General features: G+C 42.3%; 9 protein-coding genes. 7 read left to right on the forward strand and 2 right to left on the reverse strand.

Features of this window, described 5'->3' with window-relative positions:
- Nucleotides 1-126: 126 nt before the first annotated feature.
- From KME09_24965 to ftsH, 6 genes are all read left to right on the forward strand, one after another.
- On the forward strand, nt 127-858 hold the full coding sequence (locus KME09_24965; protein ID MBW4537190.1) for a phosphoribosylaminoimidazolesuccinocarboxamide synthase: 732 nt from the start codon (nt 127-129) through the stop codon (nt 856-858).
- Between the two features lie 419 nt (nt 859-1,277).
- A complete protein-coding gene (locus KME09_24970; GenBank protein MBW4537191.1) occupies nt 1,278-3,371 on the forward strand; it encodes a BamA/TamA family outer membrane protein in 2,094 nt (697 codons plus the stop codon).
- Nucleotides 3,372-3,391: 20 nt separating this feature from the next.
- Nucleotides 3,392-4,225: a UDP-3-O-acyl-N-acetylglucosamine deacetylase gene (locus tag KME09_24975; GenBank protein MBW4537192.1), complete on the forward strand. Its 834-nt coding sequence runs from the start codon at nt 3,392-3,394 to the stop codon at nt 4,223-4,225.
- Between the two features lie 254 nt (nt 4,226-4,479).
- Entirely contained in the window at nt 4,480-4,953 is a 474-nt protein-coding gene (gene fabZ, locus KME09_24980) for a 3-hydroxyacyl-ACP dehydratase FabZ (GenBank protein MBW4537193.1), read from the forward strand.
- Between the two features lie 242 nt (nt 4,954-5,195).
- On the forward strand, nt 5,196-5,987 hold the full coding sequence (gene lpxA, locus KME09_24985) for an acyl-ACP--UDP-N-acetylglucosamine O-acyltransferase (GenBank protein MBW4537194.1): 792 nt from the start codon (nt 5,196-5,198) through the stop codon (nt 5,985-5,987).
- A gap of 365 nt (nt 5,988-6,352) precedes the next feature.
- Entirely contained in the window at nt 6,353-8,182 is a 1,830-nt protein-coding gene (gene ftsH, locus KME09_24990; GenBank protein ID MBW4537195.1) for an ATP-dependent zinc metalloprotease FtsH, read from the forward strand.
- A gap of 211 nt (nt 8,183-8,393) precedes the next feature.
- Here the strand turns inward: ftsH and KME09_24995 are convergent, their stop codons facing one another.
- Both KME09_24995 and KME09_25000 read right to left on the reverse strand, forming a co-directional pair.
- Nucleotides 8,394-10,226, reverse strand: a complete 1,833-nt coding sequence (locus tag KME09_24995; GenBank protein ID MBW4537196.1) for a glycoside hydrolase family 9 protein — start codon at nt 10,224-10,226, stop codon at nt 8,394-8,396.
- Between the two features lie 397 nt (nt 10,227-10,623).
- Nucleotides 10,624-11,994 (reverse strand): DNA cytosine methyltransferase, encoded by a 1,371-nt coding sequence (locus KME09_25000; GenBank protein MBW4537197.1) that lies wholly within the window; start codon nt 11,992-11,994, stop codon nt 10,624-10,626.
- Between the two features lie 337 nt (nt 11,995-12,331).
- Between KME09_25000 and psb28 the strand changes: the two genes are divergently transcribed.
- On the forward strand, nt 12,332-12,661 hold the full coding sequence (gene psb28 / locus KME09_25005; protein ID MBW4537198.1) for a photosystem II reaction center protein Psb28: 330 nt from the start codon (nt 12,332-12,334) through the stop codon (nt 12,659-12,661).
- The last annotated feature ends 33 nt before the right edge of the window (nt 12,662-12,694 follow it).

Below are 12,694 nucleotides of genomic sequence, written 5' to 3' on the forward strand. Positions count from 1 at the left end.
AACGCTACGATAGACAGGGTTTTATTTTTCATATCTTAACAAGGTTTTTAGATTTTATTAACCTATTCTTAACTTAAGCTTTACAGTTAAACGTTCATTATTGCAAGCAACTACTAATACTGAAGTATGTCACAAGCAGCAAAACTATATGAAGGCAAGGCAAAAATTCTTTATGCCACCGCAGATCCAGAAATATTGCTTACTGTATATAAAGATGATGCGACAGCCTTTAATGCCCAGAAGCGGGGGCAAATTAAGGGCAAAGGAGAGATCAATTGCCAAATCACGGCAGCATTATTTGAATGGTTAGGGTCAAAAGATATTCCTACCCACTACCTTGATTGTCCTGAACCCAATCAAATGCGAGTCAAAGCAGTAACGATTGTGCCGATCGAAGTAGTAGTCAGAAACATTGCCGCAGGTAGCTTATGCCGTCAAACAGGATTACCAGAGGGGAAAATATTAGCTACGCCTTTGGTGGAATATTACTACAAAAGTGATGAATTGGGCGATCCTTTATTGACTCGCGATCGCATATTTTTATTGGATTTAGTTACAGCAGAAAGATTAGCAGAAATCGAAGAAATGGCACGAAAAATAAATCAAAATCTGCAAAGTTTTTTCGACAAATGTAAGATTACTTTAGTAGATTTTAAACTTGAATTTGGTATTGATCGCCAACAAAATTTACTTTTAGCTGATGAAATAAGTCCTGATACTTGTCGTCTTTGGGATCAAGGTCAAGACGACCCCCAATCCAGAGTGATGGATAAAGATCGTTTTCGCCGAGATTTAGGTCAAGTAGAAAATGCCTATCAAGAAGTTCAACAGCGCGTTTTAACTCAGTTAAAATTATAGATTTCACGGATAATTAAATTCAATCAATGCTTTATCAACTATTTGACTTTAATAGTTCAATCTAGATAGGCATAATTAATTTACACAATAGGGAACTTAGAACAGCGGAAATAGTCATACTTTTTTGGTAGTTAATCGACCAGAACGTTGAGGGTGGTAATTCATAGCTAACTTGCGATCGCTTATTAATGCTCTCGAAGTTAAAAGAAAAACTTGATAACCTAACTATCGCTTATTAATTCCTAAGCAAGTATAGTGTTACTCCAGTCACCATATTCCAGACTCCGATCTAAAACCAGACTTACTTATTAGTCTGTTGTGAGTTAAATTGGTCAACCAAAAGCAAGATAATTACCAAAATTGTCTACTCGCATAGTTCTTTAATCTGGTGTGTGGAAGTGTTTATCGAAGTGAAAAAATTGCGTCTATCTCCTACCTTACTTACAATCTTGGTAACAACTCTCGCTTGTAGTGTTACTCCAGCAAGTAGAGCTGAAAGTTCTATCCATCATCAGTCAAACAAAATTATCGTCAACAATGGAGCTGTTTTATTGGGCAAGATCGAGCCAGTACAGCTAGCCCAAAACCCTGAACCCAACTTACCGTCTACCGATGATGCTCAAGTTACTCCTGACATCAAGCTACCAGAATTTAATCCCGCAGAATCACAAACTCCTGGTAACGGAAATACCCCAGTCAATCCTCCAGAAGGCGAAACAACCCAAGATCGGCCTCAATCTCCTAATGAACCTCGTGTTTTAGTCGCAGAAGTAGTAGTAAATGGCGCTAATGAAGAGTTAAAAGATATTGTTTACGCCACCATTGCCACAGAACCAGGCAGAACCACCACCAGAACTCAACTACAGGAAGATGTTAACGCTGTTTACGCTACAGGGTTTTTCCAAAATGTAGAAGTGACTCCAGGGGATACGCCTCTTGGTGTCAGAATTACTTTTGATGTTGAACCAAACCCCATTTTAAATGATGTCAATGTCCAGACAGTTTCCCAACAAGACGGCAAGGGAGTTTTACCTCCTGAGAAAGTCGATCAGTTTTTTGGCGCTAACTACGGACGGATTCTCAATCTACGAGATCTTCAACAGGGCATCATTAAAGTAAATGAATGGTATAGCAAGAATGGCTATCAACTGGCTCAGGTTGTCGGCGCGCCCCAGGTTAGCCCAGAAGGAAATGTCACTTTGGTAGTTGCCGAGGGTGTGATTGAAGATATTAAAGTTAGATATTTCGATGAAAATGATGAACCAATTAAGGGAAAAACCCGTGAATTTATTATTACTAGAGAAGTAGAACTATCGCCAGGAGATGTCTTTAATCGCGATACGGCAGGAAAAGACTTGCAGAGAATTTTCGGCTTAGGAATTTTTGAGGATGCTCGTTTTTCCTTTAGTCCAGGGCAAGATCCGAGTAAGGTAGTAGTTAATATTGACGTAGTCGAAGGTAGTAGTGGTTCGGTTGCTGCGGGAGCAGGTTTTAGTTCTGATAGTGGTTTATTTGGTACGGCTAGTTATCAACAAAAAAACTTTGGGGGAAATAACCAGACTTTAGGCACAGAGTTGCAGGTGGGTGATGATAGCTTGCTGTTCGATCTAAACTTTACCGATCCTTGGATTGCAACTAGCAAGAGCCGTACCTCCTATACTGTTAATGCTTTTCGTCGTCGCTCAATCTCGTTGGTTTTCAACGGAGATGAAGATATTGATACCCAGAACGGCAGTGATTCTCCACGGATTGTACGTACAGGAGGAGGAATTAACTTTTCTCGTCCCATACCTTCAGATCCTTTTAGGCGCAGAGATTGGACACTATCAACAGGTCTTAAATATCAAAGGGTAGAAGTCAAAAACAGTGATGGAGATATTGCTCCATTGTCGGAACAGGGCTTTAATCTGGCTGCAGGGGATGATGGTACAGATGATCTTTTGTCTGTTACTTTTAATGCTACGCGCGATCGCCGAAATAATGCTTTGCAACCCACTAAAGGTTCTTTATTAAGGGTCGGTACAGAACAAACCATTCCCCTTGACGGAATTGTATTTAATCGTGTTCGGGCTAACTACAGCCAATACTTCCCAATCAATATTGTTCCCTTTGGTGGTGAGAGCGAAGCACTGGCTTTTAACTTCCAAGCAGGTACGATTCTTGGTGATTTACCCCCCTACGAAGCTTTTATTTTGGGTGGTAGTAACTCGATCAGGGGTTATGGTGATGGAGAAGTTGGCAGTGGCAAGAGTTTTCTCCAGGCTACAGCCGAATATCGTTTCCCTATCTTTAAAATTGTTGGTGGCGCACTCTTTTTTGACTACGGTACAACTATTGGTTCTGACGATAGCGTACCAGGGAGTCCTTCCATTGAAAGAGATCTACCTGGTAGCGGTTTTGGCTATGGCTTGGGTGTTAGGATACAGTCTCCTTTGGGGCCAATTCGCGTAGATTATGGAATTAGTGATGAGGGCGACAGTCAAATTCAATTTGGCATTGGGGAGAAATTCTAGGTGCAATATTCAAAGCAATTATGAGAAGTACGTTAAAAAATGCCTTTGAGTTATCAGGCATAGGTTTGCACCTAGGGAAACAGAGTACGGTAAAAGTGATGCCTGCTTTGCCTGGCGAAGGGCGCTATTTTGTGAGGGTAGATTTGCCTAATGCGCCCAAAATTCCTGCTCAAATTGCAGCCGTGGGCGATACTACCTTATCTACTGAATTAAGCCTAGAAACAGCCAAAGTTAGGACAGTAGAACATCTTTTAGCATCTCTGGTAGCATCTGGAATCGATGATGCACGCATCGAAATCAACGCCGAAGAATTACCTCTATTAGATGGTTCAGCACAAAACTGGTGTGAAGCGATCGCCCAAGCAGGAATACAGGTTCACCAGAATCAATCTATTCAAGCGCCCATTACCCCCCAAGAACCAATTTGGATTCGCGATCGTGACTGCTTTGTGGCAGCTTTGCCAGCGACTCAAACGCGCTTTACCTACGGTATAGATTTTCCCTATCAGGCGATCGGTAATCAGTGGCATAGTTGGAGTCCTGCTGAACAGGATTTTGCGATCGAAATTGCCCCAGCACGTACTTTTGGTTTTGCCGAGCAGATCGAGCAGTTACAGCAAGCAGGATTAATTAAAGGTGGAAGCCTGGAAAATGCTCTAGTTTGTAGCCATCACGGCTGGCTCAATCCTCCCCTCAGATTTACTAATGAACCAGCCCGTCATAAACTATTAGATTTAGTAGGAGATCTTAGTCTGTTGGGTCAATTACCAACCGCTCATATCTTGGCCTACAAAGCCAGTCACAAGCTACACACTCAGTTAGCTAAAAAGCTGGCGCAAATCAGTGAACAATGAGCAATGAGCAATGAGCAATGAGCAATGAGTCCTAAAGGATTCCCTAACCCTAAAGGGTACCGCTTCGCATAAGGGCGACACGGAGTTAGTACCCTTGCGGTATACACCTTCGGACGATGCGACCCTAAAGGGTTAGCTTCGCGTCAGCGAGTCCTAAAGGATAAGCTTCGCAAATGCTTTAGTATAAGCTCGCAAGCTCGCGTCACAATGAACAATGAACAGCAATCAGTAATCAGTAATCAGTAATTAAAATAATGGATTCTGTCATCGAAACTTCCGACACCCAGCTTAAAACCACTTTTAATATTCAAGAAATTCATCAGCTATTACCTCACCGTTATCCTTTTGCCCTAGTCGATCGCATTATTGATTATGTGCCTGGAGAGAAAGCTGTCGGTATCAAAAATGTCACTTTTAATGAACCCTTTTTTCCTGGACATATTCCCAATTTTCCTCTGATGCCTGGAGTATTAATGGTGGAAGCGATGGCACAAGTAGGAGGGATTGTTTTAGTTCAGCTACCTGGAATGAGTGGCAAGTTTTTTGCCTTTGCAGGTATTGACAAGGTGCGTTTTCGTCGTCCTGTAACTCCTGGCGATCGCTTGATTATGACTGTAGAACTGTTATCACTTAAGCAAAATCGTATTGCCAAGATGCAGGGAAAAGGAGAAGTTGATGGAGAATTGGCAGTCAAAGGTGAAATGTTATTTTCGCTGATTGAGCAGTAAACTTAATTATTTATGAAGTACAAAAAAAGTATTTTTTGTTACTAATAATCCGCAAATATTGCGATTTAGTCTGTTGATCCTGAATAGATAAGTTATCATCGTGCATAACTTTGAATTAGACAGTAGCAAACGTGACTTGGTTTCTCCGTTCAAGAGTTTTGAAGCACAAAGGCTTACTGTCTTGCTTCCAATGATAATTAATCCCCCAGAGGGAATCACCATAGCCTTTAGGAGAATTGATTTTGACAGCCTTAATTCATCCAACTGCTGTTATCAATAAAAATGCTCAAATACACCCAACGGCGGAAATTAAACCTTATGCGGTAATCGGCAGTCAGGTTAGAATTGGCGCAAATACAGTAGTCGGTAGCCATGCCATCATTGATGGTTTAACTACAATTGGTCAAGACAACCAGATTTTTCCTGGTGCAGCCATTGGTTTGGAACCCCAAGATCTTAAATATAAAGGGGCAAATAGTGAGGTGATTATTGGCGATCGCAACCGTATTCGCGAATATGTCACGATCAATCGCGCTACCGATGAAGGAGAAGCTACGGTAATTGGTAACGACAATCTACTGATGGCATATAGCCACGTTGGTCATAACTGCATGATTGGTAACGAGGTAGTAATTGCGAATAGTGTGGCGATCGCTGGTCATGTCCAGATTGAGTCGATGGCGGTTATTAGCGGTGTTTTGGGGATCCATCAGTTTGTCCATATTGGCACGATGTCCATGGTGGGGGGAATGACTCGTATTAGCCGAGATGTCCCGCCCTATATGATGGTGGAGGGCAACCCTGCACGAGTGCGATCGCTTAACCTAGTTGGCTTAAAACGGCGAGGCTTTAGTAATGAAGAAATCCGCCAATTAAAACAAGCTTTTCGCTTACTTTATCTGCAAAATATTCCTGTTCAAGAAGCGATCGCCCAACTCGATCGGCTAATAGATAATCGACATGTTCAGCATCTTCAAAAGTTTATCCAGTTTTCTCTGACAGATAATCGTCGAGGTTTAATTGGCGGTAAATAGATAATTAAACATTTAATTTTAAACAAAAAATCATTGATTGCAGCGCTAAATTTGGCAGCATAGATTATCGATCATCAAATCTGTTAAATTATAGTAAAAACATTTTTTTTTAGTTAGGCTGGAGTTATTCTCAAATTTTCAGATCTTATATTACCTCTTGCGGTAAGCAGATAGATAGCTATAGATAAATAATAAACACTATGGAAAATCGTCAAATTCAGCAGCAAACCAAGCTAGATATTACGAAGTTAGAGGAAGCCCCGTTGTCTTACGGCGGGGTCTCTCTAACTCCCGTCCGTCGGCTTAATCGCCAACCTCAAAAAACTAAAGCTATTACTATTATTGGTCGGCTAGCTGCGGGATGGATGATTTTAACGACTTGTTTATTGGCAACTCCAGTCCTAGCCCAACAACGTTCCAAAAATACCCTCAGCTACAGTGAGTTTCTAGAAAAACTAGAGTCAAATCAAATCACCAAGGTAGAGATCGATGAAACTACTAACAAAGCCCACGTAGTTTTAAAAGGACAGTCTCAAGACGATGCTCCCAGCGAAGTACTCTTATTTGAGCAAGACCAAAATTTAATTCCCAAGATCAGAGCCAAAAACATCGATTTTAGTACCAAAACTTCGATCGATCATTCCACTACTGTAGGAATTTTGCTCAATCTACTAATTATCATGGTTTTGTTGTCTGGACTGATTATGATTCTGCGTCGCTCTGCTAACACATCTGGTCAAGCAATGAACTTTGGTCGCTCTAAAGCCAAGTTTCAAATGGAAGCTAAGACAGGCATCCAGTTTGATGATGTGGCAGGAATTGAGGAAGCTAAAGAAGAATTACAGGAAGTTGTTACCTTTCTGAAAGAGCCTGAAAAATTTACGGCGATCGGAGCAAAAATTCCTCGTGGTGTTTTGTTAGTTGGCCCTCCAGGGACGGGTAAAACATTATTAGCTAAGGCAATTTCAGGAGAAGCTGGCGTACCTTTTTTCAGTATTTCAGGTTCAGAATTCGTCGAAATGTTTGTTGGGGTAGGAGCATCCCGCGTCCGCGATTTGTTTAAGAAAGCCAAAGAAAACGCCCCTTGTTTGGTATTTATTGATGAGATTGATGCAGTTGGTCGTCAAAGAGGGACAGGAATCGGTGGCGGAAATGATGAGCGGGAGCAAACTCTGAACCAGCTACTCACAGAAATGGACGGCTTTGAGGGCAATAGTGGCATTATCGTGATTGCAGCAACTAACCGCCCAGACGTTTTAGACAAGGCGTTATTGCGCCCTGGTCGTTTTGATCGTCAAGTGATTGTTGACTATCCAGATCTACAGGGTAGATTAGGTATTCTCGAAGTTCATGCCCGTGGCAAGAAAATTGCTCCTGAAGTATCCCTTGAAGCGATCGCCCGACGTACGCCTGGGTTTAGTGGTGCAGATTTAGCCAACCTCCTTAATGAAGCTGCAATTTTAACCGCCAGAAGACATAAGCAAGCAGTAACGATGCTTGAGGTGAATGATGCTGTAGACCGTATTGTAGCGGGTATGGAGGGAGTTCCTTTAGTAGATAGTAAATCTAAAAGACTAATTGCCTATCACGAGGTCGGTCATGCGATTGTGGCAACAATGGTTCCTGGTCACGATCCTGTAGAGAAGGTGACCCTTATTCCTCGCGGTGGTGCAGGGGGATTGACTTGGTTTACTCCCGACGAAGAAATGGGATTAGAAAGTAAAAGCAAAATTTTGGCTAAAATAACTGCCACATTAGGTGGTAGAGCAGCAGAAGAAGAGGTGTTTGGGGTTGATGAGGTGACTCAGGGAGCTAGCCAAGATATTCAAGCGGTAACTTCTTTTGCCCGACAAATGGTGACTAAATTTGGCATGTCTGATTTAGGAGCATTAGCCCTTGAAGGTCAGGATCAACCTGTATTCTTAGGGGGTGATTCAAGCTCTAGAAACGAATATTCCGAGGAAGTCGCAGCTCAGATCGATATCCGTATTAGAAACATCGCTTTTGATTGTCTCAACAAAGCCAGAAACATTATTAGTGAAAATCGATTAGCGATCGATCGCATTGTAGATCTATTAATAGAAAGAGAAACTATTGACGGCAAAGAATTTCGCGAGTTGTTAGCTAAGTTTTCTCCCGTATATGGCTCTGGTCAGAAAGCGGATCAGATGCGCAGCCTTTTGAGTAAAAGCTAATACTAAATCCTGTTGGTATACAACATTTAAAAGTTAAGTAGAGGTAATGGGTAATAGGTAATGGGAAATAGAGTTTCAGCGGAATTAAACTGCTTACCATAACGTTATTTTTGAGAATCGGATTTAGTATAATACGAAAAAAAGCCTTAAAGGACGAGCGATCGTTTGTCCTTTAAAGCTTGATAATTAATACTTAATCTTTGATTGAAGATTAAAAACCAGTACCATTAGCATCAACACCAATCAACTGATCGAGTTGAGACTCAGAAAGAGGATCGCCACCAAGATTCTCATACTGCTGAATTGCCGCGCCAGCAAACGGCGCATTGTAGCTAGTACCCACCTCATTAGTGACCCAATCATCACGACGGTCATTGTGGGAAAAATCATCCGCAGCACCAGGCCCACCGACCACAGCACCATAGAGCAGATGATCGTTAGGGCGATCGCTACCATCTAAAGGCGCAGTATCCGCCGAACCCCTGTGGTGAGTCCGTTGAGCATAATTATCGCCAAATCCCACCACGTAGCTAAACTTAGCTGGATTATCCCCCAGAACATAGTCCACCTGGTTATTAGCAAAATCACTGTACTTAGAATTAGCTTCCACATTGTCGTTATACCATTCAGCAGCGAAGGCAGCAGACATATTCAGTGGCACAGAAGCCCAGTTAGCACGGTGAGCAAAACCACCACTGGTATACTTAACGCTACCTCGTCCTTCAACCCAAGTATCGAGCCAATTTTTGGTCTGTTCCTTAAAGAAGGGGTCACTACTTTCTTGAGCGAGTAATGTTGCTGCACCATAGGAATGGTCATCGGTGGCGTAAGACCAGTCTCCTAAGCCACCCACTTCATTTTTAAAGTAGTTCTCCGCTTTACTTAAATATTTACTGTCACCCGTAGCACGATATAGCCATGCACCACCTAGGGCTAGTTCATCACCATCGCCACTCCAACTAGTATAGAAAGGCGAAGCTTGAGGCACGGAATCGGAATACTTGCCTCGATGGGTTTCCGCAAACTCATAGAGAGCTACGGCATTTTTGACCAACTCATCAGCATAGGCATCATCTGTGCCACGGAACAAGACGGCAGCCGAAGCGAGGGCTGAAGCAGTTCCCGCCGCTGCATCTGAACCAGGACGGTCATTATCAATGGAAAAGGAAGGACGAGCTGCTTTACTTTCAATCTCTTCAGGGGATACCCAGTGATCGTGATCGGCTTTATCACCTACCTGAACCCACAGACGCTCAGTTTTGCCCGAACTATCCATTTCGTGTGCTTTTAAGAACCAGTCGGTTCCCCACTTAACAGCTTCCATTAGCTCATCAAGTTGTCCTGATTGGGCGTAGGCTTCTTTGTAGTCTGCTCCACCCCATGCCAGCATGGTGTTGCTAAATGCCATTGGTTGGATGAATTTGATATGATCTCCAGCGTCGAAGTAGCCCCCTGCTAAATCTCGTCCGACATCTTTACCGTCGTTAGTCGTGGAGTCAAAGCGCCATTCTAAACGATTGTCCGCAGGTAAAGCGCCTGAACGGTTTGCTTCGAGAAACAGGAAGTTTTTCTGTAAGACTTCGCCATAGTTAAATTGTCCTTTTTGGCCGACTGATTCTCCAGAATCGCTGGGAATGTTTACAGGAGAGCTTGGAGGAGTAACAGGAGAACTAACAGGAGAACTAATGGGTTCAAGTTCAAGTTCAGCTTCAGGTTCAGGTTTAGGTGTGACGACATCTACTGAATCGCTAAATTCTGGTTTTAAAGCTTGCTGTCCGCCGTCTTCAATAATAAAAATGGGCTTGATTGATTGTCCTGATGTCAGATTGACCTGATCGTTTTGTCCTGTGATGCTGTAGTTGCCGTTGCCATTGTCGATCAGGTCTACACCGTATGTTGCTTGAATGCTATAGGGTAAATTAAAGTCTAGTTGCCAGTTGTCAGCTTGGGATTCGGCAGAGAGGTCTAGTTCTAGTTTGTATCCTCCTTGCCAATCTTCAGTAATAGTAGAGTTAGTGTTAAAAATATTGTTTGAATTAGCCATAGTAAGTAACTTGTTAAATGTAATTGTGAGCGCAATCAGCCAATGACTGAGTTTTTACTTGCGTTTCATGTAACTTGATTACATTTATAAAAGCTTTACAATAGCTTTACAGTGACTTCATACTGTTTGAGCGTGAGATCGCGATCACCAAAAGTTGCGATCGGGGAATAACCTAGTTCTTACCTAGTTGCCAATTATTGATAATAGACCTCTTGCATGAATAGCAGACTAATCTATTTTCCCTTCTTACGAAGTTTGCTCAACGGGGGGAACCCCCGCAACGCAACTTCGCGCTTTTCCACCAAACTATGCGGTGCGACACGAAGTTAGTGCTAAAGCATACCGCTACGCATATCCTTTAGGGCAAGCCCTTACCCTTTTCCCTCTTGGTAAACTATTAAGCAATAGGCTTGATAATACTTCGTCGAGCGATCGCCCTAGTTGCTAAGCGATGATATTGTTCTGCTTGCGTCATCTTGAACTGAAGTAATTCTGTTTGAACCAAACTAAACTGCTGTTGGGGTTTAATTGGCACTAGTTCTAAAGCTTTAATTATCTCTTGCGCGATCGCCTGAGCTAATAGGGGAGGGACAGAATTACCGATCTGCCGAAAGCCATGCCATTTAGTAGCATGAAACATAAACCAGTCAGGATAGGAATGAAGTCTTGCTGCCTCTCTGACGGTAATACAGCGAGGAGTTATGGGATGAATTGGACGAGGAGAAGTAAAAGCGCCACGATTGCTGGCTGTCCCCGCTCTCAGGGTGGTACAGATACCCGTAAGATCCAGGCGGTGAAAATGACTAATGCGATCGCTTTTTCCTGGAATTGTCTGGGCAAATCTCGTAATAGTTTGCGATGTATGATTGGTACGTCGGCTACAGGTTAGAAGTTCTGATGGGTATTCCCGCTGATAAGCATAATTATCTGTGACCAGAATAGGAGTACGCAGTTTGCTAGCATAGGCGCTGGGTTGTCCATAACTAGCAGCTACCCAGTCTCGTAACTTTAATTCAGGATAGTGGTTGACCTCTGGGAGATCGCCAATCGCTTCACCAACCGTCGGTGTATTGGGTAAAGAGCGACGCTGAATACTAGCTGGGTAATTGCTTTTTAGCTTAGTCTGATGATTTTGGTCAAAACAGGTTTTGGCATCAGGATACTGAGGTAAAGTCAAACCCTGACGGCAGCCTAAGAGAAATAATCGCTGGCGATTTTGGGGGACTCCATAATTGGCAGCATTTAAAATTTGCGGATTCTGCCTAACTTGATAGCCATGCTGCGTAAACTCTGTCATGATTGTTTCCAAAACTTGTCTTTGCTTGCCAATAGTAATGCCTCGTACATTTTCCAGGACAAAATATTTAGGTTGTAAATCTAAAACCAGACGCAAAAAATCAAAGACCAAAGAATTGCGTTCATCACTTAAATCCCGTTTTCCCATGAGGGAGAAACCTTGACAGGGAGGCCCACCAAAGACAACATCAATATCGCGATCGCCAATTGCCGATTGTTCTCTAATTTCTTGAGCGCTCGTTTGACTGACGCTGCGACAAATAGTTGTCCAGAAAGGAAAATTATATTCATGGACGCTAGCGTGAATCGGATCTAGCTCCACCGCTGCTAAAACATCAAATCCTGCTTGCTCAAAACCAAGAGTCATTCCTCCTGCACCAGCAAAAAGATCGACGGCGATCGGTCTGCGGTGCTTAACCTGGTCATTTTTTAAGCAGATCGCAGCCTCACTATTTAGGTAACTAGTCGCCATCACTAACCTCAACTGGAATTCTACAAAATTTTCTGACGGTCGGCTTTTGGGTAAAAATGAACCATTTTATTTGCATTCAATGTAAGATTCTAATCTGATTGGTTAACAATTGCCTAACTCAGAGTAAAGAAGTTATTGAGAAATTGCTAATAAATAGAGCAAGGAGTAAAATAACCTCCCGATCCTGTTGACAATTACGACTGGTATTAAACATTAGAAATTAGATCAGCTCAAAAATCTCGATCACAATTGTCTAAGCTCTTTATGCTGGTTCATAATCTATGAGATGATTAAGAGTTATTAATAGATTATGAATTTAAATTAGGAGTTAAAGAAGATGGCAGAAATTCAATTTGCTAGAGGTTTAGTGGAAGACACAATTCCTGATGTAAAAGTTACTCGCTCTAAGACAGGTAACAGCGGGACAGCTACTTTTTATTTTGCCGATCCTCAAATTTTAAGCAAAGAAAGCAGTGAGGAAATCACGGGGATGTATTTAATAGACGATGAAGGTGAAATTGTAAGTCGGGAAGTAAAGGGCAAGTTTATTAACGGTGAGGCTAGAGCGATTGAAGCGGTTTTAATAATGAAATCGGTTGAGGAATTTGATCGTTTTGTCCGCTTTATGAATAAATATGCTGACGAACACGGCTTAGGTAAATCCTAATAAATTAAAAATATTTCGCCAAAAAGCCAAAAG

This window comes from Pleurocapsa minor HA4230-MV1, assembly GCA_019359095.1.
In the GTDB taxonomy this organism is placed as follows: Bacteria; Cyanobacteriota; Cyanobacteriia; order Cyanobacteriales; family Xenococcaceae; genus Waterburya; species Waterburya minor.